Origin of the sequence: Streptomyces sp. CB02056, assembly GCF_001905545.1 — a bacterium.
Taxonomy (GTDB): Bacteria; Actinomycetota; Actinomycetes; order Streptomycetales; family Streptomycetaceae; genus Kitasatospora.
Map to the genome: position 1 here is coordinate 772,490 of NZ_LIPD01000003.1, position 21,428 is coordinate 793,917.

The 21,428-nt window shown below is 73.4% G+C and carries 24 protein-coding genes; 13 read left to right on the forward strand and 11 right to left on the reverse strand.

Annotated features, from left to right (window positions below; genetic code table 11):
- Positions 1 to 26: 26 nt before the first annotated feature.
- On the reverse strand, positions 27 to 407 hold the full coding sequence (locus AMK13_RS10885) for a phage holin family protein (protein WP_049653241.1): 381 nt from the start codon (positions 405 to 407) through the stop codon (positions 27 to 29).
- Between the two features lie 163 nt (positions 408 to 570).
- On the opposite strand from AMK13_RS10885, the gene tenA reads away from it, so the two are divergent.
- The 3 genes from tenA (at position 571) to thiC (ending at position 3,788) form a co-directional block, all read left to right on the forward strand.
- A complete protein-coding gene (gene tenA, locus AMK13_RS10890) occupies positions 571 to 1,242 on the forward strand; it encodes a thiaminase II (RefSeq protein WP_049653239.1) in 672 nt (223 codons plus the stop codon).
- A gap of 272 nt (positions 1,243 to 1,514) precedes the next feature.
- Positions 1,515 to 1,715 carry a DUF5326 family protein gene (locus AMK13_RS10895; protein WP_049653234.1) on the forward strand — a complete coding sequence of 67 codons (201 nt, stop codon included), beginning with the start codon at positions 1,515 to 1,517 and terminating at the stop codon, positions 1,713 to 1,715.
- 258 nt (positions 1,716 to 1,973) lie between these two features.
- A complete protein-coding gene (gene thiC, locus AMK13_RS10900; RefSeq protein WP_074001974.1) occupies positions 1,974 to 3,788 on the forward strand; it encodes a phosphomethylpyrimidine synthase ThiC in 1,815 nt (604 codons plus the stop codon).
- A gap of 58 nt (positions 3,789 to 3,846) precedes the next feature.
- Here the strand turns inward: thiC and AMK13_RS10905 are convergent, their stop codons facing one another.
- Both AMK13_RS10905 and AMK13_RS10910 read right to left on the reverse strand, forming a co-directional pair.
- Positions 3,847 to 4,278 (reverse strand): SRPBCC family protein, encoded by a 432-nt coding sequence (locus AMK13_RS10905; RefSeq protein WP_074001975.1) that lies wholly within the window; start codon positions 4,276 to 4,278, stop codon positions 3,847 to 3,849.
- A gap of 17 nt (positions 4,279 to 4,295) precedes the next feature.
- Positions 4,296 to 4,652 carry a VOC family protein gene (locus tag AMK13_RS10910; protein ID WP_074001976.1) on the reverse strand — a complete coding sequence of 119 codons (357 nt, stop codon included), beginning with the start codon at positions 4,650 to 4,652 and terminating at the stop codon, positions 4,296 to 4,298.
- A 113-nt stretch (positions 4,653 to 4,765) separates the two neighbouring features.
- Here AMK13_RS10910 and AMK13_RS10915 point away from each other — a divergent pair, with 113 nt between their 5' ends.
- The 4 genes from AMK13_RS10915 to AMK13_RS10930 all read left to right on the forward strand — a co-directional run bounded on the left by AMK13_RS10915 (position 4,766) and on the right by AMK13_RS10930 (position 6,946).
- Positions 4,766 to 5,563, forward strand: a complete 798-nt coding sequence (locus AMK13_RS10915) for a helix-turn-helix domain-containing protein (RefSeq protein WP_107418718.1) — start codon at positions 4,766 to 4,768, stop codon at positions 5,561 to 5,563.
- A 127-nt stretch (positions 5,564 to 5,690) separates the two neighbouring features.
- The gene (locus AMK13_RS10920; RefSeq protein ID WP_074001977.1) at positions 5,691 to 5,918 is read left to right on the forward strand and encodes an AbrB/MazE/SpoVT family DNA-binding domain-containing protein; all 228 of its coding nucleotides are present in this window, start codon (positions 5,691 to 5,693) and stop codon (positions 5,916 to 5,918) included.
- Positions 5,908 to 6,354 (forward strand): type II toxin-antitoxin system VapC family toxin, encoded by a 447-nt coding sequence (locus AMK13_RS10925; RefSeq protein WP_074001978.1) that lies wholly within the window; start codon positions 5,908 to 5,910, stop codon positions 6,352 to 6,354. The genes AMK13_RS10920 and AMK13_RS10925 overlap by 11 nt, the downstream gene beginning before the upstream one ends.
- 154 nt (positions 6,355 to 6,508) lie before the next feature.
- Complete coding sequence (locus tag AMK13_RS10930) at positions 6,509 to 6,946, forward strand: SRPBCC family protein (protein ID WP_049659222.1); 438 nt, start codon at positions 6,509 to 6,511, stop codon at positions 6,944 to 6,946.
- Positions 6,947 to 7,037: 91 nt separating this feature from the next.
- Here AMK13_RS10930 and AMK13_RS10935 read toward each other — a convergent pair whose 3' ends face one another.
- Positions 7,038 to 7,424, reverse strand: a complete 387-nt coding sequence (locus AMK13_RS10935) for a VOC family protein (protein ID WP_074001979.1) — start codon at positions 7,422 to 7,424, stop codon at positions 7,038 to 7,040.
- 134 nt (positions 7,425 to 7,558) lie between these two features.
- On the opposite strand from AMK13_RS10935, the gene AMK13_RS10940 reads away from it, so the two are divergent.
- Positions 7,559 to 8,482 (forward strand): LysR family transcriptional regulator, encoded by a 924-nt coding sequence (locus AMK13_RS10940; protein ID WP_074001980.1) that lies wholly within the window; start codon positions 7,559 to 7,561, stop codon positions 8,480 to 8,482.
- Positions 8,483 to 8,503: 21 nt separating this feature from the next.
- On the opposite strand, the gene AMK13_RS45835 is transcribed toward AMK13_RS10940, so the two are convergent.
- From AMK13_RS45835 to AMK13_RS10960, 5 genes are all read right to left on the reverse strand, one after another.
- Positions 8,504 to 8,632 carry a hypothetical protein gene (locus AMK13_RS45835; protein ID WP_274538678.1) on the reverse strand — a complete coding sequence of 43 codons (129 nt, stop codon included), beginning with the start codon at positions 8,630 to 8,632 and terminating at the stop codon, positions 8,504 to 8,506.
- 430 nt (positions 8,633 to 9,062) lie between these two features.
- On the reverse strand, positions 9,063 to 10,538 hold the full coding sequence (locus AMK13_RS10945; RefSeq protein ID WP_074001981.1) for an alpha/beta hydrolase family protein: 1,476 nt from the start codon (positions 10,536 to 10,538) through the stop codon (positions 9,063 to 9,065).
- A gap of 138 nt (positions 10,539 to 10,676) precedes the next feature.
- Entirely contained in the window at positions 10,677 to 11,768 is a 1,092-nt protein-coding gene (locus AMK13_RS10950) for a hypothetical protein (protein ID WP_074001982.1), read from the reverse strand.
- Positions 11,769 to 12,040: 272 nt separating this feature from the next.
- On the reverse strand, positions 12,041 to 13,153 hold the full coding sequence (locus tag AMK13_RS10955) for a metallophosphoesterase (protein ID WP_079272051.1): 1,113 nt from the start codon (positions 13,151 to 13,153) through the stop codon (positions 12,041 to 12,043).
- Between the two features lie 421 nt (positions 13,154 to 13,574).
- Positions 13,575 to 14,732 carry a LacI family DNA-binding transcriptional regulator gene (locus AMK13_RS10960; protein WP_074001983.1) on the reverse strand — a complete coding sequence of 386 codons (1,158 nt, stop codon included), beginning with the start codon at positions 14,730 to 14,732 and terminating at the stop codon, positions 13,575 to 13,577.
- Between the two features lie 342 nt (positions 14,733 to 15,074).
- Here AMK13_RS10960 and hisC point away from each other — a divergent pair, with 342 nt between their 5' ends.
- The 5 genes from hisC (at position 15,075) to AMK13_RS44040 (ending at position 20,608) form a co-directional block, all read left to right on the forward strand.
- Entirely contained in the window at positions 15,075 to 16,154 is a 1,080-nt protein-coding gene (gene hisC / locus AMK13_RS10965) for a histidinol-phosphate transaminase (RefSeq protein ID WP_049651240.1), read from the forward strand.
- Between the two features lie 324 nt (positions 16,155 to 16,478).
- Positions 16,479 to 17,861 carry an efflux RND transporter periplasmic adaptor subunit gene (locus tag AMK13_RS10970; protein WP_074001984.1) on the forward strand — a complete coding sequence of 461 codons (1,383 nt, stop codon included), beginning with the start codon at positions 16,479 to 16,481 and terminating at the stop codon, positions 17,859 to 17,861.
- A 9-nt stretch (positions 17,862 to 17,870) separates the two neighbouring features.
- Positions 17,871 to 18,725: an ABC transporter ATP-binding protein gene (locus tag AMK13_RS10975; protein ID WP_074001985.1), complete on the forward strand. Its 855-nt coding sequence runs from the start codon at positions 17,871 to 17,873 to the stop codon at positions 18,723 to 18,725.
- Positions 18,722 to 19,933: an ABC transporter permease gene (locus tag AMK13_RS10980; RefSeq protein ID WP_074001986.1), complete on the forward strand. Its 1,212-nt coding sequence runs from the start codon at positions 18,722 to 18,724 to the stop codon at positions 19,931 to 19,933. Before AMK13_RS10975 ends, AMK13_RS10980 begins: the two co-directional genes overlap by 4 nt.
- Before the next feature lie 12 nt (positions 19,934 to 19,945).
- The gene (locus AMK13_RS44040) at positions 19,946 to 20,608 is read left to right on the forward strand and encodes a DUF5666 domain-containing protein (RefSeq protein ID WP_074001987.1); all 663 of its coding nucleotides are present in this window, start codon (positions 19,946 to 19,948) and stop codon (positions 20,606 to 20,608) included.
- Positions 20,609 to 20,691: 83 nt separating this feature from the next.
- Here AMK13_RS44040 and AMK13_RS10990 read toward each other — a convergent pair whose 3' ends face one another.
- Together AMK13_RS10990 and AMK13_RS43435 are read right to left on the reverse strand one after the other, a co-directional pair.
- Positions 20,692 to 20,943 (reverse strand): hypothetical protein, encoded by a 252-nt coding sequence (locus AMK13_RS10990; protein ID WP_049651245.1) that lies wholly within the window; start codon positions 20,941 to 20,943, stop codon positions 20,692 to 20,694.
- Entirely contained in the window at positions 20,940 to 21,293 is a 354-nt protein-coding gene (locus AMK13_RS43435) for an ATP-binding protein (RefSeq protein ID WP_158077690.1), read from the reverse strand. The genes AMK13_RS10990 and AMK13_RS43435 overlap by 4 nt, the downstream gene beginning before the upstream one ends.
- Positions 21,294 to 21,428: the final 135 nt, after the last annotated feature.

The window sequence follows — 21,428 nt, forward strand, 5'->3', positions numbered from 1 at the left end:
CCTTTCGGCCGTCCGCACGGCACCGGTCAGTCGTCGTCCAGGGCCAGGTGCAGGCCCCACGCGACCAGGCTGATGATCAGTGAACCGACCAGCGCCGAGCCGAAGTTGGTCACGTGGAAGTCCAGGCTCAGCTTCCCGGAGGCCCAGGAGGTGAGCAGGAGCATCAGGGCGTTGATCACGAAGGTGATCAGTCCCAGCGTGAGGATGAACAGCGGGAACGAGAACAGCTTGACCACCGGCTTGATCAGCCAGTTCACCACGCCGAACACGACGGCGACGCCGAGCACCGTCAGCGCCTTGTGCTGCCAGTCGGCCTTGCCCTGGGCGAGTTGGATGCCGCTGACGATCCAGGCGGCGACCCAGATGGCCGCCGCGTTGATCAGTGTCTTGATGAGGAAACCCTTCATGCCGCCCAAGCCTGACAGGAACCACCCTCCCGGCGGAACCACCACACGGCGGGGTCGTGCTGAATGCCCCTGGTCCGGGAGGTGGACGGACGGGCCCGGGGACGGGGGAGGACGGCGGCACACTGGCCGGAGGACCGGCCGCCCCGGCGGTTAGGGTCGCGTCATGAGCACCAAGACGCTGACCGAAGAACTCTGGGCGGCCATCGAGCCGGTGTACGCCGAGATCCTCGCCCACCCCTTCCTGGCCGGGCTCACCGACGGCACCCTGCCGCGCGAGGCCTTCCGCCACTTCGTCGTCCAGGACTCGCACTACCTGCGCGACTACGCCCGCGCGCTCGCCGTCTGCGCCGCCAAGGCACCCGGCGAGGAGGACGTCCGGGCCTTCGCCGACGACGCGGTCGGCGCGCTGGCCGCCGAGCAGGGCATGCACGCCGAGTTCCTGACCGCCTTCGGCGGCAGCGCCGAGGAGGCCGCCGCCGAGCCGGTGCTGCCCACCACCCGGGCCTACACCAGCTACCTGTTGGCCACCGTCTACGGCGGCTCCTTCGCCGAGGCGCTCGGCGCGGTGCTGCCCTGCTACTGGATCTACGCCCGGGTCGGCGAGGCGCTGCTCGCCCAGGGCTCGCCCGACCCGCTGTACGCCAAGTGGATCTCCACCTACGGCGACGAGGCCTTCCAGTCGGTGGTCCGCCGGGTGCTGGCGCTCACCGACCGGCTGGGCGAGGAGCTGTCCGCGGCCGAACGCCGGAAGGTGGTCGGGCACTTCGTGACCACCTCGCGCTACGAGTGGATGTTCTGGGACGCCGCCTGGCGCGGCGAGCGCTGGCCGGTCTGAGCCGTCCGGGCGGCGCCCGCCGCCTGCCGCCCGTCGTCCGGACGGGCTTGCTTCCGGCGTCGCTCGGACAGGTCGTAAAGGCCCGGGGCCGTGCCCCCGCCGGAGGAGTTCTCGGGGGTCACCCGGGGGGTCGGGATCGGGGGGATCTCGGGGTTCTCTCCGGGCCGTTGGGCCTCGTTCCGGCACTCGCGCCACCGTACGATCGAAGTACCGAAAGCAAGCGGGATGCGGCACCGGACGGCGGCCGACCCGAGGGGAGAAGAGGAACCGACATGGCTGAGCTCTGGAAGTCGCTGCCCTCCTGGGTGCGCAACATCGTCATCCCGGTGCTGGTCCTGGTGCTGGCCTGGAACATCGTCGCCTTCGTGTTCGGCGTCGTCGGCGCACTGCTCTCGATCGTGATCAAGCTGCTGGTGGTGGTCGGCATCGCGGCCGCCGTGGTGGTCCTGGTGAAGAAGGCGGCCAAGAGCTGACCGGCCGCCCCGACCGCCGCCCTGAGGCCCGGCCCCCCGCGAGACGGGGAGCCGGGCCTCTGGCGTGAGGCGCTCTGGACCTGCGGCGATCCGCTCGCTACGGTGTTGGGCGTCGTGTGCAGGCAACACCGCCTGCGACGCGGGAGCTCGGAGCACCGGGCTGAGAGGACGCTGACCGGGACGTCGACGGACGGACCGACGGCTGCGTCGACCGCAGGAACCTGACCGGGTAATGCCGGCGTAGGGAGTAGAGGTCAGATGACCACGTTCGAAGCACAGCCGCAGTCTGTCCGGAGCGCCCCCAGCAGCGAGCGCACCGGCTACCCGACCCCGGCCTGGCACAAGGCCTACCGCGAGGGATCGCGCCCCGACCTGAGCGTCCCGTACCGCGAGGTGCGGCTCACCAACGGCGGGACCGTCCCGCTGTACGACACCTCCGGCCCGTACACCGACCCGTCGTACGAGCCCGACGTGCGGCGCGGCCTGCCCGCGCTGCGGGACCCCTGGATCCGCCAGCGCGGCGACGTCGAGGAGTACGACGGCCGCGAGTCGCGCCCCGAGGACGACGGGATCAAGCACACCTCGCCGCGCGGCGGGAACCTGCGCAACCTGGACGCCGTCTTCCCCGGCCGCCCGCGCCGTCCGCTGCGCGGCCGCGGTGGTGCCGCCGTCACCCAACTCGCCTACGCCAAGCGGGGCGTGGTGACGCCGGAGATGGAGTTCGTGGCGCTGCGCGAGGGCCTGGCGCCCGAGTTCGTGCGGGCCGAGGTGGCCCGCGGCCGGGCCGTCATCCCGGTCAACGTGAACCACCCCGAGGTGGAGCCGGCCGTCATCGGCACCAACTTCCTGGTGAAGATCAACGCCAACATCGGCAACTCGGCCGTCACCTCCTCGATCGAGGAGGAGGTGGAGAAGATGACCTGGGCCACCCGCTGGGGCGCCGACACCGTCATGGACCTCTCCACCGGCCGCAACATCCACACCACCCGTGAGTGGATCCTGCGCAACTCCCCCGTGCCGATCGGCACCGTGCCGCTGTACCAGGCCCTGGAGAAGGTGGACGGCCGCGCCGAGGAGCTGAGTTGGGAGGTGTACCGGGACACCATCGTCGAGCAGTGCGAGCAGGGCGTCGACTACATGACCGTCCACGCCGGCGTGCTGCTGCGCTATGTCCCGCTCACCGCGCGCCGCAAGACCGGCATCGTCTCGCGCGGCGGCTCGATCATGGCGGCCTGGTGCCTGGCCCACCACCAGGAGAACTTCCTCTACACCAACTTCGAGGAGCTCTGCTCCATCCTCGCCTCCTACGACGTCACCTTCTCGCTCGGTGACGGCCTGCGTCCTGGCTCGATCGCGGACGCCAACGACGAGGCGCAGTTCGCCGAGTTGAAGACCCTCGGCGAGCTCGGCCGGATCGCCCGCGAGCGGGACGTCCAGGTGATGATCGAGGGCCCGGGCCACGTCCCGATGAACAAGATCCGGGAGAACATGGATCTCCAGAAGGAGATCTGCGACGAGGCGCCGTTCTACACCCTCGGCCCGCTGACCACGGACGTCGCCCCCGGCTACGACCACATCACCTCGGGCATCGGCGCCGCGATGATCGCCTGGTGGGGCACCGCGATGCTCTGCTACGTGACCCCCAAGGAGCACCTGGGCCTGCCCAACCGGGACGACGTCAAGACCGGCGTGATCACCTACAAGATCGCAGCCCACGCCGCCGACCTGGCCAAGGGCCACCCCGGCGCCCAGGCCTGGGACGACGCCCTCTCCGACGCCCGCTTCGAGTTCCGCTGGGAGGACCAGTTCAACCTGGCCCTCGACCCGGAGACCGCCCGCGACTTCCACGACGAGACCCTCCCCGCCGAGCCCGCCAAGACCGCGCACTTCTGCTCGATGTGCGGCCCGAAGTTCTGCTCGATGAAGATCTCCCAGAAGATCCGCGACGAGCACGGCGACGGATCCACCGCCGTCTCCAGTGAGTTCGACGCCGAGGCGCTGGCCGGCATGGCCGAGAAGTCCGCCGAGTTCGCGGCCCAGGGCAACAAGGTCTACCTCCCGCTGGTGGACTGACCCGGGACGCCGGAGCGCCGCCCCGATCAGCTCGGGGCGGCGCTTTCGCGGTCCTCCGCTACCTCCCGGCGTCGGGGCCGGCGACCGGTGCGGCGGCCTCCAGCGTGCGGCGGATCACCGCCGAACCGTGCTCGACGGACTCGGCGATCGGTGCGGCCAGGGCCTCGGGCAGGACGTCGGTGTGCCACACGAACCTCGTCCGGCCGCCGGCCTCCGGAAGGGCCTGCATGGACGCGTGGTGGTGGGACGGGTGGAGGCTGCCGCCGACGACCGTGTAGGCGACCCGCATCGCCTCGTGGTCGAGGTCGACGAGCCGTTCGAGCACGATCGTGCCGTCGGCGAAGGTGACGGTGCGCGTGTCCGAGCTCAACACGGTGTCGGTGACGAACCCGGGCGCCAGCCGCTCGTGCACCGCGCCGTAGTCGCTGAGCACCGACCACACCGCTTCGGGGCGGGCGTCGATGACGAGTTCCTTGTGGATCGAGGCCATGGGTGGTCGACTCCTCGTCAGGCCGAAGCGATGCAGAACAGGTGGCCCTCGGGGTCGGCGAGAACGGTCCAATCGCCTTCGCCGGGCTGGAACTCCGGCCTGGTCGCCCCCGCCGCGAGCAGCTCCTTCACCGCGGCCTCGGGGTCGGCGACGGCGAAGTCGAGGTGGGCGTGCTTCGCGGCGTCGGGCCAGCCGGGCCCCCGGTAGCCGGCGACCCGCTGGAAGGCCAACCGGACCGGTCCCGCGCCGAGTTGGACGAAGTCGTCGTCGGCCTGCCCGAGGTCCCAGCCGGTGACCTGGCGGTAGAACCCGGCGAGGGCCCGGGGGTCGGCGCAGTCGATGGTGATCGCGGTGAGCTCCGCGTGGACGGCCATGGATGGCTCCCTTCCTGTCGTCACGTGGGCCCCAGCATCCGGGGTGACGGCACCGGAGGTCTTGAAGATCCTTGCGGGCCGTCCTGTCGTACCCGGCGGGTACCGTCCGCGGCATGCTGTCCGCATCGACCCTCGCCGCCCGGCCGGAGTTCACCGTGACCGTGGTGGGGTGCCGCTCCGACCACACCCGGTGGTCGCGGCCGGAGAGCCGCGACGACCACCGCCTGGTGCTGGTGCGACGCGGCAGGTTCCGGCGGTCGGCCGACGGCACCGACACCGATCTGGACGCGACCACGGCCTACCTGGGCGCGCCCGGCGAGCAGGAGCGCTTCGCGCACCCGGCCGGCGGCGACGTCTGCACGTCGGTCAGGTTCGAGCCCTCCCTCCTCGGGCGCCCGCCCGCCGCGACGACGGTGTACGTCGACGCGCGCGTCGACCTCGCCCACCGCCGTCTGGTCGCCGCCGCGGGCACCGGCGACATCGACTACGCGCTGGCGGAGGAACTGCTCCGCCTCGTCGCGGCCGCGGCCGGTGAGCCGACCGCCCGCGCCCGGCGGGCAGGTCGGCCGGCCGACCGGGCGCTGGCCGCGGCGGCGCGCGAGGCGATCATCGAGGAGGCCCCGGAGGCCGGTGGGCTCTGCGCGCTGGCCGCGCTGCTGGAGGTGTCGCCCTACCGGCTGAGCCGGGTGTTCTCCAGGGAGACGGGCGTCTCGCTGACCCGCTACCGCAACCGCGTACGCGTCATCCGGGCCATGGACCGGATCGTCGAGGGCGAACCCGGCCTCGCCGCCCTGGCGGCCCAGCTCGGCTTCGCCGACCAGGCGCACCTGACCCGCGTCGTCCGCGAGCACGTGGGGCACACACCCACGGCACTGCGCCGGCTGCTCGCCCCGGGCCCGGGCCCGTCATGAGCCGGCGGGGCGGTGAGCATGCCGCCTTCAGGCCTGGAGGGTCCGCTCGTCGCGGACCTCCCGGAGGGTCCGTCGCCGGACTAGTATTACGTGGTAGAGGTAATACGTGCTACGCCGGAGGTGGGACATGCGGCTGAACAGCAAAGGGCAGGTCACGATCCCCGCGGAACTCCGCGAGAAGTGCGGCCTGCGCCCCGGCGACGAGGTGGACGTCATCGAGGAGGGCGGCGTCCTGCGGATAGTGCGCCGGGAGGGCCACGGCACCAGAGGGCAGCGGGCGGCCCGCCGGATGAGGGGGAGCGCTTCGGGCGGCATGTCCACCGACGAGATCATGGAGCTGCTGCGTGGCGAGTAGCCGGTTGAGGCTGGTCGGTTCGGGCCGGGCGCGGCCGGTGACGCTTGTCGACTCCTGCGTGCTGCTGGATCTGATGACGGATGACGAGGCCTGGGCCGACTGGTCGGAGGCCGCGTTGGCCAAGGCCCAGGACGAGGGCGACGTGGTGATCAACCCGATCGTCTACGCGGAGGTCTCGGTGGCGTACGCCGCGATCGAGGACCTTGACGCCGTCCTTCCCGTCGAGGACTTCGCGCGGGAACCGCTCCCTTACGAGGCGGGGTTCCTGGCCGGCAAGGCATTTCTGCTGTACCGCAAGCGCGGCGGGCAGAAGACCGCACCGTTGCCGGACTTCTACATCGGTGCGCATGCGGCGGTGCGCGGCTACCGGTTGTTGACCCGTGATGCCACGCGCTACCGCACGTACTTCCCGACCATCGAGCTGATCTGCCCGTAGCGCGTTCCGGGGCCGGTGGGGAAGAGCTTCGGGCCCGCCGGAGGAACCCCGGAGAACTCGTCGGAAAAACTTTCGCGGGGAGCGATGAGTTCTCGGGGCGGTCCCGGTCTACCCCTGTGCAAGCGACAGACGTGACCACGGAGGAGATCCCGAGATGACCGAGAACCTGGGCGAGCTGACCATCACCCGCGAGCTGCCGGGCGCCCCCGCCGCCGCGTTCGAGGCGTACTTCGAGCCGGAGCAGTTCGTCCGCTTCTGGGGTCCGGTCGGCACCCACGTGCCGCTGGACACCGTGACCATCGAGGCGAAGGAGGGCGGGCGCTACGACAGCACCATGGTGGTCGACGAGACCGGCGACCGGTACCCGCTGAAGGCGGAGATCACCGAGATCCGGGCGGGCGAGTTCTTCGCGATGGTGGAGGAGGGCTCGGGCATGCGCTCCACCCTCACCTTCACCGGGCTCGACGAGGGCCGCACCCGGGTGGTGCTGCACCAGACCGGGGTGCCGGAGATGTACCGCGGCCCGGAGGCCGAGGCGGGGCTGAACTCCAGCTTCGACCGGCTGGTCGAGCACCTCGCCGGCCGGAGCTGACCCGGCGGCCGGCCGCGTGCCGTCCCGGCCCGGTGCTCGGGCCGGGGGCGGCGCCGCTCGGCGGTCGGCGCCCTTCGGCGGTCGGCGCCGCTCAGCGGTCGGCGTCCTGGGGGTACCAGCGGAGTTCGACGGTGTTGCCGTCCGGGTCCTGGACGTAGACGGAGGTCGCGGTGCCGCGGGCGCCGTAGCGGGGGACGGGGCCTTCGAGGACGGTGAAGGTGCCGGCGTCGATGACCTCCTGCCAGTCGAGGGGCTCGACGGTGAGGCAGAAGTGGTCGACGTTGGACTCGTGCCGGGGGCCGTGGACCAGGTCGATGATGGTCTCGGCGCCGACCCGGACGGACGGGAACGGCGCCCGGCCGGCCCGCCACTCGTCGACCCGGACGGGGGCCAGGCCGAGCAGGCCGGAGTAGAAGGCCAGCGAACGCTCGACGTCGGCGACGTTGAGGACCAGGTGGTCGAAGGCTACGACGCGCATGGGTGATCGGCTCCGCTCGGGTGCGACTGCTGGGGACGGGTTCCACGATCCTCCTGGCCGGAGGCCTGATCAACGCGTGATCGTCGTACGATCGTTGAGCCGCATTCAACGATCGAGGGGCGGGCGGGGCCGGGATGCTGGAGCGGCTGGAGATCGAGGTCGTCCTCGCGCTCGCCGAGGAGCTGCACTTCGGGCGGACCGCCGAGCGGCTGCACCTGACCACGGGGCGGGTCAGCCAGGTGGTGCGGAAACTGGAGCGCCGGATCGGCGCGCAGCTGTTCGACCGCACCAGCCGGTCGGTCCGACTCACCGCGGTGGGGCGGCAGTTGGCCGAGGACCTGGTGCCGGTGGCGGCGGCGACGGAGGCGGCGCTGCGCCGGGCGGAGGACGCCGCCCGGGGCGTCACCGGGGAGCTCCGGGTGGCGTTCCTCGGGGAGTGGACGGCGCCCGTGCTGCTCAAGGCGGCCGCGCTGTTCGGCGAGCGGTACCCGGACTGCCGGGTGGACGTGCGCGAGGTGCAGCTGTCCAACTCCCGGTCGAGCCTGGAGGACGGCTCGGTCGACGTCCTGATCGCCTCCTACCCGTTCGACGGCATGGCCCGCGGGCCGGTGCTGCTGACCGAGCGGCGGGTCCTCGCGGTGGCGGCCGGGCACCCGTTGGCCGCGGAGCGGTCGGTGTCGGTCGAGGTGCTCGCCGACCACCCGGTGGTGCAGTACCCGGCCGTCACCTCGGCGGGCTTCAAGCGCGACCGCACCCCCGACCGCACCCCGTCCGGCCGTCCGGTGCCCAAGGGCCCGTCCGGCGGCACCTTCTCCGAGCTGCTCAGCCTGGTCGCGATGGGCCGCGGCGTCCTCCCGGTCGGCGAGCACTCCCGCCACTACTACCCGCGCCCGGACGTCGCGTACGTGCCGATCCACGACGCGCCCCCGATCGAGCGCGGCCCGGTCTGGCTGGAGAGCAACACCACCGCCCGGGTCCGCGCCTTCGTCCGGGCGGCGACGAACGTCGTCGCGGAGCGGCCCGGGGGCGCGCCGCTCCGCGCGCCGGCGACGGACTGACCGCGCCCGCCCCGAAGCGGCTCAACTCGCCCTGCGCCGACGGTAGTAGTGCACGGTGAGCACGGCGAGGAGCGGACCCCAGGCGGCCGGCGGCAGGTAGCCGATCCAGAACACGACGGTCTGCCAGCCGTGGGTGACGACCCCGCCCACACCTCGCCCCAGCGGGCGACCAGGCCGAAGCAGAGGAGGGCCAGCGCCTCGCTGACCACGCTGAGCGCGAGGATGTACGCCCAGCCTCCGTCGAACGGGGCCGGGTCCCGCTCCGGTGGTGTCGGGCCGTGGTCGAGCAGCGGCAGGCCGACGATGAAGCCGCCGATCCGCCAGAGGCAGGAGGGCAGGACGGCCAGGGTGATCGCGTACCCGGTGCGGACCGCCCAACGGGGCACGCCCGGTGCGGGGGTGCCGTGCAGTCGTGCCGCGATCGTCCGTGCGCCCATGGTTCCGCCTCCCGACCCGGGCGGACGCGGTCCGTCCGCCACCGGCTCCGACCCTCCCGGAGCGGGCCGGCCGGGGCGTCCTCATCCGGGCCGAACCCGCTCCCCCGGGCGAGGGAGCGGGCCGTTGCCCCGCTGGCGGGGGGTCAGGGCAGCAGCAGTCCCCAGGACAGGGCCCAGGGCAGGAACACCAGCCCGGCCAGCAGCAGGGCGCCCAGCCGCGCCCGGGCGGCCAGGGAGGCGGCGGCCAGGGCGGCCCGCTCCCGCCGGGCACCGGCCGCGGCGACGGCGGCCGCCCCGAGGGCGAACAGCGCGAGCAGCTGGACGGCCAGCCAGACCACCGGGCGGCCGAACAGGACCGGGCCCGGGAACATCGCGGCGGTGAGCATCAGGAAGAGCAGGTAGCCGAGGGCGCCCAGGAGGGCGGCCGTTCCGGCGAGGGCGGCCCAGCGGGCGGCCCGGGGCAGGGCGGCCGGGCGCGGCCGGCGGCGCAGGCGGCGGACGGCGCCGCTCAGCGCGTAGCCCGCGAAGCCGGTCAGGCAGAGCAGGGTGGCGACGACCTCGAACCAGGTGGACTCGTACCAGGGGAGCGGGTCGAGCGCGAGGCTGCGGGTGTCCTGGTGCGGGGCCGGGTCGGCGGAGGCGGCGGGGAGGCCGGTGGCGAGCCGCTGGATCCAGGCGGACTCGGTCCCGGCGTAGTCGGCGGGGAGCAGGTCGGGCCGGTCGTAGCCGTCGTCCCGGGTCAGGTGGAGGTTGTGCCGGACCTCGGGGACGGTCCGCAGCGTGTAGTGGGTGTTGCCGCCGCGGTCGAGGGCCCGGCGGATGATCGTCGCGCTCTCCTCGGGGGCGGCCTCGCGGTCGAGCGTGCCCCACTCGGCCAGGACGGGCTGGCGGACCCGCTCCCACACCGGCACCGGGTCGTAGTCGGCCTCCGGGAAGAGCCCGGCCGCCGAGAGCAGGCGGACGGAGGTGTCCGAGAGCGCGGTGACCAGCGAGCCGGAGACGCCGGCGTGGCGCAGGTAGCCCCGGTACGCCCAGGCCTGCTGGCGGGCCGGGGTGAGGCCGACCGCCCCGACGGTGACCAGGTACGCCGCCTCGGTGGTGCGGGTGGCGGCGAGCGAGGCCACCCAGGCGCCCTCGGACAGGCCCCACAGGCCGACCCGGTCCGGGGCGACCTCCGGCCGGGCGCGCAGCAGCCGGACGGCGGCCAGGGCGTCGTCGGCCAGCTGCCCGTAGTCCCGGTGGGTCGTCGAGTAGCCGTCGGTGCGCTTGTCGAAGACGAGGACGGTGACGCCGTGCCGCGCGTACGACTCGGCGGCGGCCCGCAGCTCGGCGAGCGGGCCCGGGCCGGCCCCGGGGAGCATGACCAGTCCCGGGCCGGGGGTGCCGGCCTTCGCGCCGGGCGCGGCCAGCACCAGGCCGTGCAGGACGGTGCCGCCGGCGCCGGTGAAGTCGACCGGGCTGGGGACCGGACCGCCCGGCGCGGGCGCGTCGCCCGCCGCTCCGGCTGCGGCTGCTTCGGCTCCGACGCCGGGGAGCAGCCCCAGCAGGGCCGCCAGCAGGGCGGTGACCAGCAGCAGGGCCGGTCCGGTTCGGGCTGGTCGGACGGGTCCGGTGCGCATCGCTGGTCTCCCCCGGGTCGTGCTCCACTCGTGGGTTCCAGCCTGGCGGGCAGCGGGGCCCGGGACGATGGTGGCCGCCCCCGGACCGGGGGTGGGGATGTCCCCCGGTCCGGGGGCGCCGGCCGGGGAGCGGAGGGTTCAGCGGACCTCGTCGGGTCCAGTGAAGTCGGGCGGGGTGTACCCGGGTCCGGTGAAGTCGGGTGGGGTGAAGCCGGCTGGCCGGGGGACGCGGCCTTCGCGGTCGGTGAGTTCTTCGGCGTCGGGTCCGGTGAAGTCGGGTGGGGTGTACCCGGGTCCGGTGAAGTCGGGTGGGGTGAAGCCGACGGGGCGGGGGACGCGGCCCTCGCGGTCGGTGAGTTCTTCGGCGTCGGGTCCGGTGAAGTCGGGTGGGGTGTACCCGGGTCCGGTGAAGTCGGGTGGGGTGAAGCCGGCCGGGCGGGGGACGCGGCCTTCGCGGTCGGTCAGTCCTTCGGCGCCGGGGCTGGTGAACGAGGGTGAGCTGTAGCCGGGGCCGGTGAAGTCCGGGCTGCTGAAGTCGGGGCCGGTGCCGTCGGGGCGGCTGACGCCGGGTCGGGTCGCCGGGGCCGGCACCGGCGGCAGCGCGTCGAGCAGGTACGGGAGGAGTCCGCGCTCGCGCAGCGCGGTGCGCCATTCGCCGTGGGCGTCGCCGAGTTCGGCGGCGAGCTCCGGGTCGGTGCCGGCCGGGGCGGTGGCGGCGCCGTCGCGCAGGGCGGTGAGCAGCAGCCCGATGATGCCGATGGCCATCGCGGCGACCCCGGCGGCGAGCGCCACCCAGCCGGCCGTGACCAGGGAGCCGGCGAGGGCGAGGCCCGGCTCGGCGGCGCGCAGCAGGTAGCCGATCAGCAGCAGGAACAGGGCGGCGGCCCAGGCCAGGATCGGGGTGAGCACGGTGAGGACGGGGAACGGTCCGCCTCCGCCGCCGCCGGTGCGCAGCTGGGTGAGCAGCCCGGGGTTGGCGGGTTCGCCGCCGGGCGGTGGCGGGGGTGTGCTGTGCAGGGCCTCGCGCAGCCGGGTGTAGTGGGCGTACTCGGTGGCGGCCGCGGCGTTGACGCGGTCGGCGTCGCGCAGGGCGCGGAGGCGCAGTTCGGCGGTGGCGAGCGCGCCGGGTGCGCGCAGGGCGGTGAGGACGGTGCGGTCGCGCAGGGCTTCCGTGAGGAGGCGCTCGTACTCCGGGCGGTCCTCGGCGAGCAGGGGCGGGGGGTTGGTCATGGGGACCCCGTTCGTGCGGACCCCGTTCGCTCGGCCCCGGGGGCGTACGGCCCTCAGGACGCCGAAACGGGCGCGGAGGCGGGCCGCCGGACGGGCGGCCGGGTGTGGTGTGCCTCATGGTAGGGGCGGGCACGCCCGGGCTGACAGTCGGTTTCCGGAATTTCGCGCCCCCGGACGCGCGCGTGCGACGGTTCGGGCGCCGGGAACAACTGTTCTATGCCTGGCGTCAGTTGGCGTACGGCCGGGCGGTCGGGTGACAGGCGGCCGGGCGGTCAGCCGATGGGCAGCCGGGCGACCAGCAGCCGCCCCTCCATGGTGACGCCGCCGTCCATCGCCACCGCGAGGTCGTCCGCGTACACGTACGGCCCGGGGATGTGCGGCGGCTGGCCGTCGTCGTTGTGCACCGCGCCGGTGAGGTACGGGATCGGGCTGTGCCCGTGCACGATCCGGCTGCCGCCGTAGGTGTCCAGCAGCTCGTGGACGGCCAGCGGCCCGGCTTCGCCGCGGAAGGCGAACCGCTTGGTGAAGCGGCGGAAGCAGTCCCACCACTCGTCCACGCTGCCGTCGGCGAGCAGGCTGTGCACCGCGTCGTTGACGTCGGGGATGGACTCGCCGTACTCCAGGTACGCGGTGGTGTCGGAGTGCAGCAGCAGGTGGCCGTCCTCCACCGCCATGGCGGGGAGCCGGGAGAGCCAGCTGATGTGGTGCGCCTCCAGGCGGTCCAGGTCGTTCTGCTGGCCGCCGTTGAGCCGCCAGGCGGCGAGGAAGGAGGCGGTGCCGGCGGTGGACTGGACGGGCTCGTCGCCGTACTTGGCGGCGCCGAGGAAGAGCAGCTCGTGGTTGCCCATCAGGGCGCGGCAGTAGCCGCCGGCCGCGGCGGCCTCGGCGGCCAGCTGCATGACCAGGTCGATGACGCCGATGCCGTCGGGGCCGCGGTCGGTGAAGTCGCCGAGGAACCAGATCCGGGCGCGGCCGGCGGACCAGTGGCCGTCGGCGTCGATCAGGCCTTGGTGGCGCAGCTCGGCGCGCAGCTCCTCCAGGTAGCCGTGGACGTCGCCGACGACGTAGACCGGGCCGGGGGGCTCGCCGGGGCCGGGGGCCGGGTACGGGTAGGTCGGCGCGGCGGGGTCGGGCAGCGGCGGGCCGAGCTCGATGGTCGGCGGGTCGTCGCGGCCGGCGAGCTGGAGCGCCGGGGAGGGCTGGTCGGGCAGGGTGGGCTCGTAGCCGCCCTGGTCCTGGCCGTCGTAGCCGCTCCGCTCCTGGCCGCCCTCGTACCCGTTCTGCTCCTGACCGTCGTACCCGCCCTGCTCCTGGCCCCCCTCGTACCCCGGTCCGTTCTCGTAGCCGCCCTGTCCCTGCTGCGCGAAGGCCGGGCTGTGGTCCATGCCGATCCCCTGGGCGTGCACGGTGTGGCCCTGACCGTCGGCGGGCCAGTGCTGCTCCAGGTAGCGGGCTCCGCCGTAGCCGCTGTAGGTCTCCCCGTCGTGGGTCTCCCCGTCGTACGGGGCCGCGGGGTAGCCGGTGGAGGGATCGGGTTCGTAATAGGTGCCGTACGGCAGCACGTCGAGGTCCGGCTGGTGGCGGGGGCCTGAGTGGGGGTGCTCAGGCCCGGGGAAGCGGTCCTCGGGTGTCATTCGCCCATCATAGGAAGACCACTCTCCCGGCGTCGTCACCTGGTGGGTATCCAATCCTCCGGAGCGTCAGCCGGGCGGCCCCACAAGGTCCGTTTTGTCCCGGCTCGGTACGGTCTCGTCAGCTCTGCCCGGGCGCGGCGGCCCGGTCCCGGGGCCGCCGCGGCGCGGTGGTCTAAACCTCGCCAGGCGACCGGGGCGGGCTGACGGTGGTGCGCGGACTCCGGCGCTGGGAGGACGCGCGGACGATCAGTTCGGTCGGCATCAGGGTGCCCGGCGGCGGCCCGGTGCCGGCGGTGCGGAACCGCGGCGGGAAGAGCCGGGCGATGTCGACGCCAGTCCCGGAGTCCACGCCCTCGATCGCGTCGATGAGCAGGTTGACCACGGTGGTGCCGATCTTGCGCGGCTTGAGCGAGAGCGTGGTGATCGGCGGTTCGGTGGTGGCGTAGACGTCGCTCTCGCTGCAGCAGACCAGCAGCAGGTCGTCCGGCACCCGCAGGCCGTACCGGCGGGCGGCGGCCAGCAGGTCGGTGCCGTTGGGGTCGAACAGCCCGTAGACGGCGTCCGGCCGGTCGGGCCGGGCGAGCAGCCGGTCGGCGGCGACGGCGCCGGCGGCCGGGTCGTGCGCCGGGTAGGTCTCGTACACCGGTTCCTGGCCGACCTTGGCGCACCAGCCGAGGTAGGCCTCGGTGGAGAGCCGGGTGTAGGTGTCGGTGCTGGTGCCGGTGAGCAGGCCGATGCGGCGGGCGCCGGCCTCGGAGAGGTGGTCGAGGATGCCGAGCACGGCGGCCTCGTGGTCGTTGTCGACCCAGGCGGTGACCGGGCAGTTGCCGGGCTTGCCGTCGCTGACCACCGGGACGCCGGACCGGTACAGCTCGCTCACCAGGGGGTCCTGGTCGGGCGGGTCGATGACCACGGTGCCGTCGAGGGCGATGTTGCCCCAGACGTCGTGGCGGGAGGAGGCGGGCAGCACCACCAGCGCGTAGCCGCGGCCGAGGGCGGCGCTGGTGGCGGCCCGGGCCATCTCGGCGAAGTACGCGAACTCGGTGAAGGTGAACGGCTCTTCACCGTAGGTCGTGACGGTCAGGCCGATCAGGCCGGACCGTCCGGTGCGCAGGGTGCGGGCGGCCGCGGAGGGGCGGTAGCCGAGGCGCTCGGCGACCTCGCGCACCCGGCTGCGGGTCTCGTCGGGCAGGCGGCCCTTCCCGTTCAGCGCATCGGAGACAGTGGTGATCGACACTCCGGCGGCTGCTGCCACATCCCGGATGCCGGCCCGCTCCAGACGCCGTGAGGTGGTGGGACGCCGACCGCTCTGGTTGGCTGCTGCTGTCATGGCGGACCGATCGTATGGCTCCTGACAAGGGTCTGTGACCGGCGCATCGGGAGCCCGCAGAGATACGTTTCTCCACGAGTGAGCCGGGGTGCGCCCCTTCGATACCCGCCTGAAACCAGGCCTCTTACCTCTGACATGTGCCAAAGGAACCGGGCAGAATGGCTGATCTGCGCCTGTAACCCGACCGGGCATCTCACTCCTACGGGTGAGGGCGGTCGGTATCGTGCAAGGCACCCGACCGGGGTGGTCCGGACGCGTCACGAGGTCCCGGGCACGGCGGCGACCCCGTCCGTGGCGGGCGAGCGCACCGGAGAGTTCCGCAACTGGAAACGGAGTACGACCGTGAGCAGTGGTACGTCAGCGCAGGGCCCGCGGCTGCGGCCGACCCTCGACGGCATCCCCACGTACAAGCCCGGCAAGCCGGCCGGCGCCGACGCCTACAAGCTGTCCTCGAACGAGAACCCCTACGAGCCGCTGCCCGGCGTGCTGGAGACGGCGGTCAAGGCGGCCGGCTCGTTCAACCGCTACCCCGACATGGGCGTCACCGAGCTGACCTCGGTGCTGGCCGAGCGCTTCGGGGTGCCCGCCGAGCACATCGCCACCGGCACCGGCTCGGTCGGCATCGCCCAGTCGCTGGTGCTCGTCACGGCCGGCCCGGGCGACGAGGTGATCTTCGCCTGGCGCTCCTTCGAGGCGTACCCGATCGTCGCCACCGTCGCCGGGGCCACCCCCGTCCCGGTGCCGCTCAAGGCGAACGGCGACCACGACCTGGACGCGATGCTCGCCGCGATCACCCCGAACACCCGGCTGGTCTTCGTCTGCAACCCCAACAACCCCACCGGCAACGTGATCCACCGCGCCGAGCTGGAGCGCTTCCTGGACGCCGTCCCGGCCGACGTCCTGGTCGTGGTCGACGAGGCCTACATCGAGTTCATCCGCGACCCCGAGGTGCCCAACGGCATCGACCTCTACCGGGACCGCCCGAACGTCTGCGTGCTGCGCACCTTCTCCAAGGCGTACGGCCTGGCGGGCCTGCGGGTCGGCTTCGCGATCGCGCACGAGCCGGTGGCGGCCGCGCTGCGCAAGGTCGCCACCCCGTTCGGCGTGAGCCGGCTCGCCCAGGACGCGGCCGTCGCCTCGCTGCGCGCCGAGGAGGCGCTGCTGGAGCGGGTGGAGGCGCTGGTCGAGGAGCGCACCCGGGTGGTGGCCGGGCTGCGCGCCCAGGGCTGGGAGATCCCGGACTCGCAGGCCAACTTCGTCTGGCTCTGGCTCGGCGACCGCTCGCAGGAGTTCGCCGCCGCGTGCGCCGAGGCCGGCGTGATCGTGCGGCCGTTCCCGGAGGGCGTGCGGGTGTCGATCGGCGAGGCCGAGGGCAACTCGATCTTCCTGGCGGTGGCGGAGGCCTTCCGCAAGTCGCTCTGACTCTTCCCTTGGGGCCCGCAGGGGCGCGTCGGTCCTCCGGCGCGCCCCTGCGGCGTTCCCGCGCGGGTGCCCCCGTGGCGCCGCGCGCCTCCCCGAAGCTCCCGGCAGCTCCTCGCGCCTCCGTGAGAACGTCCTCAGAACGCCCTCCCGGATGGCTGGAGATCGCTGGGAGCCCGCTGGGAGTTGGCCCAACGGCCGCCCACGGGACGGCCAAGGCGCCCGCACGGGACGGGTGTTCTGTCCGCAATGCCCGGATCCGGCCGGTCAGGCTTCTCCCAGCCGCCGCCCAGCACGACGCAAGAGCCCGCCGGGAAGCTGTCCGCCATGAAGGTGCTCCCACGGCGGCGAGGCGCCGTCCTCGTCAACTCCGCGCTCGGCGTGGCCCTGCTGGGCGGCGCCGCCCTGGTGTACGCCACGGTCAGCGGCAGCTCCGGCCCGGCTTCCGCGAAGCCCGTGGCCCGTACCGCCACGGTGTCCAAGGGCACCGTCCTGGCCACCGTGTCCGGAACCGGCACCCTGGTCTCACCGACCGACGCGGCCCAGGACTTCACCACCGGTGGCAAGCTCACCGCGGTGAAGGTCGCGGTCGGGGACGCCGTGCAGAAGGGCCAGGTGCTCGCCACCGTCGACACCACGGCGGCCCAGCAGCAGGTGGACGCGGCCCAGGCCGCGCTCACCACGGCCCAGGCCAACCTCACCAAGGCCCAGGCCGGGGTCACCACCACGACCACCGAGCAGCTGCCGGGCGCCACCTCCGCCGCCACCCCCGGCGGCGGGGCCGGCAGCGGTGGACGCGGGGCGGGCGGGAGCAGTACGCCCGCCCCGCAGACCACCACCGTCACCACCACCAAGGTCGACGACGCGGCCGTGGCCCAGGCCCAGCAGCAGGTCGCCACCGCGCAGACCAACCTGGCCAACGCCCAGGCGGCGCTGGCCGGCACCACCCTGACCGCCTCGGTGGACGGCACGGTCGCCTCGGTCTCCGGCAAGGTCGGCGACACCGTCGGGGCCACCGGCTCCGGCGCCTCCGCCTCGTCCTCCTCCGGCAAGTCCACCGGGACCGGCACGGGTTCGGCGGCCGCCCCGAGCGGCTTCATCGTGCTCACCAACCCGACCGGGATGCAGGTCACCGCGAACTTCTCCGAGCTCGACTCGCTCAAGCTGAAGAAGGGCGAGGCGGCCACCGTCACCCTGAACGCGCAGTCCGACACCAAGCTCAACGCGACCGTCCTGTCGGTCAGTTCGCTGCCCACCGGCAGCGGCTCCGGCGGCGCGGCCGGCTCCGCCGCCGTCCAGTACGCGGCCACGCTGCAGATCACCGGCGACACCAGCACGCTGCGCACCGGCCTCAGCGCCACCGTCCAGGTGATCACCGGCGAGGCCGACAACGCGCTCTCGCTGCCCACCTCCGCGCTGTCCGGCACCGGCACCTCGCGCACCGCGACCCTGGTGCAGCCGGACGGCGCCTCCGAGCGGGTCACCGTCGGGGTCGGGGTCGAGGGCGACAGCACGGTGCAGGTGGTCTCCGGGCTGAAGGAGGGCGACAAGGTCGAACTTCCCACCACCAGCGGCGGGAACGGCTTCCCGAACGCCTCCTTCCCGGGCCTCGGCGGCAACCGGGGCGGGGCCGGCGGCGGGGTCTTCCCGGGCGGTTCCGGTGGCGGTGGCGGCACCGCTGGCGGGGCCGGTCGCGGCGGCAAGGGCTGAGTCGTGAGCATGCGTCACGTCATCGACAAGCGCGTCCCCGCGCACCCCGTCCCGGTGATCCGCATCCGCGGCCTCACCAAGGCGTACGGGCACGGCGACGCCACCGTGCACGCGCTGCGCGGCCCCTCCGACCCGGAGACCGGCGCGCCGCAGGGCGTCAGCCTGGACATCGAACAGGGCGACTTCGTCGCCGTGATGGGCAGCTCCGGCTCCGGCAAGTCCACGCTGATGAACATCCTCGGCTGCCTGGACGTCCCGACCGCCGGCCGCTACCTCCTCGACGGCACCGACGTCGGCCACCTGGACGAGCAGCAGCTCGCACTGGTGCGCAACCGCAAGATCGGCTTCGTCTTCCAGTCCTTCAACCTGGTGCCCCGCACCACCGCCCTCGCCCAGGTCGAGCTGCCGCTCGCCTACGCGGGCGTCCGGACCGCCGAGCGGCGCCGCCGGGCGATGGCCGCGCTGTCGCTGGTCGGGCTCGCCGAGCGGGCCGGCCACAAGCCCAACGAGCTCTCCGGCGGCCAGCAGCAGCGCGTCGCGGTGGCGCGGGCGCTGGTGACGGCGCCCGCGATGCTGCTCGCCGACGAGCCGACCGGCAACCTCGACAGCCGCTCGACGGAGGAGGTGCTGGCCCTGATCGACGGGCTCAACGCCACCGGCCGTACGGTCGTGCTGATCACCCACGAGGACGAGGTCGCCCGGCACGCCAAGCGGGTGCTGCGACTGGTCGACGGGCAGATCGTGAGCGATCTGCGGCAGGCGCCCGTGGAGGGGCCGCCGCCCTTCCTGGACGCGGCCTACGCGGAGCTCGCGGCGGGCCCGGCGGGCGCGGCCGGCGTGGCGGGCGCGGAGGTGTCGGCGTGATCCTCTGGCAGACGCTCCGCTTCGCGGTCGGCGGCCTGGCCGCCAACAAGGTGCGCTCGGCGCTCACCATGCTCGGCGTGCTGATCGGCGTGGCCTCGGTGATCCTGCTGCTGGCGGTCGGCAACGGCTCGTCGGTGGCGGTGAAGGACTCGATCACCTCGCTCGGCACCAATTCCCTGACGGTCAGCTCCGGTTCGGCCAACGGCGGCTCCCGGGCCACCTCCTCGGTGAGGAAGCTGACGGTCGCCGACGCCAAGGCGCTGGTGAGCGACACCGACGCGGGGGCGATCAGGTCGGTCGCCCCGGTGGTCACCACCAGCGGCACCGCGCTGTACGGGAACATCTCGTACAGCCCCGGCTCGATCGTCGGCACCTACCCGTCGTACTTCGAGACCGCCAACCAGAAGGTCGCGCACGGCGAGTACTTCACCGACGACGACGTGCTCGACTCGCGCAAGGTCGCGGTGCTCGGCGCGACGACGGCCAAGCAGCTGTTCGACACCGAGAACCCGGTCGGCAAGTCCGTGGTGCTGGGCGGCACGCCGTTCACCGTGGTCGGCGTGCTCCAGGCCAAGGGCGGCAGCGGCTTCACCGACCCGGACGACGTCGTCATCGCCCCGCTGCCGACGGTGCAGAACGCCTTCACCGGCTTCGGCTCCGTCAACCAGATCCTGGTCCAGGCCGTGAACGCGGACAGCACCACGGCCGCCCAGTCCGAGATCACCCGCGTCCTGCTCGGCACGCACGCGATCGCCGACCCCGCCAAGGCGGACTTCCGGATCACCAGCCAGGCCTCCCTGCTCACCGCGAGGGAGAGCACGACGAAGACCTTCACCGTGCTGCTCGGCGCGGTGGCCGCGATCTCGCTGCTGGTCGGCGGGATCGGGATCACCAACATCATGCTGGTGACGGTCACCGAGCGGACCAGGGAGATCGGCATCCGCAAGGCGCTCGGTGCCCCGCGCGCGGTGATCCTCGGGCAGTTCCTCACCGAGTCGACGCTGCTCTCGGTGATCGGCGCGGGGTTGGGCGTGGCCGCCGGAATCGCCGGCTCGCACTTCAGCATCGTCGGCATCAAACCCGTGGTGATCCCCGAATCGGTGCTCGGCGCCTTCGCCATCGCCGTCGCCATCGGGCTGTTCTTCGGCAGCTACCCCGCCAACCGGGCCGCCTCGCTGCGGCCGATCGACGCCCTCCGGCACGAGTAGGACTCCACTGTCATGAGCAAAGAGATCGCCACCGTCGGGCCCGGAACCCCCGCCGAGCAGGTCGCCCTCCTCGCCACCCCGCCGGACGCGCGGGACGTGAGCGCCGAACTGGCCGCGCCGCCGAGGCGGAAGCTGCCCTGGCTCAGCCTGGTGCTGGCGGGCGGCGTGATCGCCACCGGGGCGTTCGCGGGCGGGGTCTGGTACCAGCAGAACAACGGGCCGACGGGCGGCGGGAAGTCCTCCGCCCGGCCGGCGGCCGCCGCTGCTGCTCAGGGAGGTGGCTACGGGCAGGGGCAGGGCGGCTCCCGCCGTGGGGGCCAGGGCGCTGGGCAGGGCGCTGGGCAGGGCGGGCAGGGGCAGGGCGGGCAGGCCGGCTTCGCCCGGGGCACGGTCAAGGCCGTCGACGGCAACACCGTCTACCTGACCGACACCAACGGCAACACCATCAAGGTCACCACCGGCGACGCGACAAAGGTCCAGCTCAACAAGGAGGGCAAGGTCGGGGACCTGCAGCCCGGCCAGAGCGTGACGGTCGTCGGCACCCCCGACGCCAACGGTGGCTACACCGCCAGCCAGCTGGTCGAAGGCGCCGCCGGCGGTGGCTTCGGCGGTGGCTTTGGTGGTGGAGGCGGCGGTGCCGGTGGCGGCGCCCCCAGGAACCCGTCCGGCGGCTGACCCGGAGCCGACGGACGCCGCGAGGCCCTCGCCCCTTCGGTGGGCGAGGGCCTTCGCATGTGTTCAGCGCGGTTCGAGGAGGCTCACCGCTCCCACGCCGCCTCCCGGTCCAGGTCCCGCAGCAGGTGGAGGAGGTTGACGAGGGTGCTCACGGGCGCGTTGCCGAAGTCGACGAGGAGACGCCCGTCGAGGATCGTCTCGCCCGCCGAGGCCGAGCCCCAGAGCAGCCCGTACGGGAGGCCCCGACGGTGCAACTCCCCGAGCAGGCCGGTGATGTGCGGGGCGGCGAAGTTCCGCATCCGGGGGTCGTCGGGGGCGATCGGTTCGCGGGTCACGCGGCGGAGTCCAGCTCGTACCAGACCGTCTTGCCACGCTCCTGGGGGTCGACGCCCCAGCGGTGGGTGAGCCCGGCGACGAGCTGGAGGCCCCGGCCGGACTCGGCGAGCAGGGAGAGGGGCTTCTCCTGGGGGAGCAGGGCGCTCTCGTCCGCGACGCAGACCCGGAGGGTGTCGACGTCGAGGGAGAAGTAGACGACGGGCGAGGCGGTACCGGCGTGCCGCCACGCGTTGACGATGAGTTCGCTGAGGGCGAGTTCGGCGTTGAAGATGGTCTCGGTGTCCCAGGAGGCGCGGGTCAGGGCACTCCGCAGGGCCTGCCGGGTGAGGGTGAGGGAGGGGGTGTTCAAGGTGCACACGGGAACCTCCGAGAGGTATGGGTGTGGAGGGGGAGAGCCGCGAGCCGGACCAGGGCGTGGCCGCTCTTCGGCCAGAGGGCAGCAGGCGCCTACTGCCCTGAACCAAGGCGTGTCTGACGATCCATC

Coding starts and splice junctions, on each gene's coding strand:
- AMK13_RS10885 (WP_049653241.1), bottom strand. CDS start 407: ATGAAGGGTTTCCTCATCAAGACACTGATCAACGCGGCGGCCATCTGG.
- tenA (WP_049653239.1), top strand. CDS start 571: ATGAGCACCAAGACGCTGACCGAAGAACTCTGGGCGGCCATCGAGCCG.
- AMK13_RS10895 (WP_049653234.1), top strand. CDS start 1,515: ATGGCTGAGCTCTGGAAGTCGCTGCCCTCCTGGGTGCGCAACATCGTC.
- thiC (WP_074001974.1), top strand. CDS start 1,974: ATGACCACGTTCGAAGCACAGCCGCAGTCTGTCCGGAGCGCCCCCAGC.
- AMK13_RS10905 (WP_074001975.1), bottom strand. CDS start 4,278: ATGGCCTCGATCCACAAGGAACTCGTCATCGACGCCCGCCCCGAAGCG.
- AMK13_RS10910 (WP_074001976.1), bottom strand. CDS start 4,652: ATGGCCGTCCACGCGGAGCTCACCGCGATCACCATCGACTGCGCCGAC.
- AMK13_RS10915 (WP_107418718.1), top strand. CDS start 4,766: ATGCTGTCCGCATCGACCCTCGCCGCCCGGCCGGAGTTCACCGTGACC.
- AMK13_RS10920 (WP_074001977.1), top strand. CDS start 5,691: ATGCGGCTGAACAGCAAAGGGCAGGTCACGATCCCCGCGGAACTCCGC.
- AMK13_RS10930 (WP_049659222.1), top strand. CDS start 6,509: ATGACCGAGAACCTGGGCGAGCTGACCATCACCCGCGAGCTGCCGGGC.
- AMK13_RS10935 (WP_074001979.1), bottom strand. CDS start 7,424: ATGCGCGTCGTAGCCTTCGACCACCTGGTCCTCAACGTCGCCGACGTC.
- AMK13_RS10940 (WP_074001980.1), top strand. CDS start 7,559: ATGCTGGAGCGGCTGGAGATCGAGGTCGTCCTCGCGCTCGCCGAGGAG.
- AMK13_RS10945 (WP_074001981.1), bottom strand. CDS start 10,538: ATGCGCACCGGACCCGTCCGACCAGCCCGAACCGGACCGGCCCTGCTG.
- AMK13_RS10950 (WP_074001982.1), bottom strand. CDS start 11,768: ATGACCAACCCCCCGCCCCTGCTCGCCGAGGACCGCCCGGAGTACGAG.
- AMK13_RS10955 (WP_079272051.1), bottom strand. CDS start 13,153: ATGGACCACAGCCCGGCCTTCGCGCAGCAGGGACAGGGCGGCTACGAG.
- AMK13_RS10960 (WP_074001983.1), bottom strand. CDS start 14,732: ATGACAGCAGCAGCCAACCAGAGCGGTCGGCGTCCCACCACCTCACGG.
- AMK13_RS10970 (WP_074001984.1), top strand. CDS start 16,479: ATGAAGGTGCTCCCACGGCGGCGAGGCGCCGTCCTCGTCAACTCCGCG.
- AMK13_RS10975 (WP_074001985.1), top strand. CDS start 17,871: ATGCGTCACGTCATCGACAAGCGCGTCCCCGCGCACCCCGTCCCGGTG.
- AMK13_RS44040 (WP_074001987.1), top strand. CDS start 19,946: ATGAGCAAAGAGATCGCCACCGTCGGGCCCGGAACCCCCGCCGAGCAG.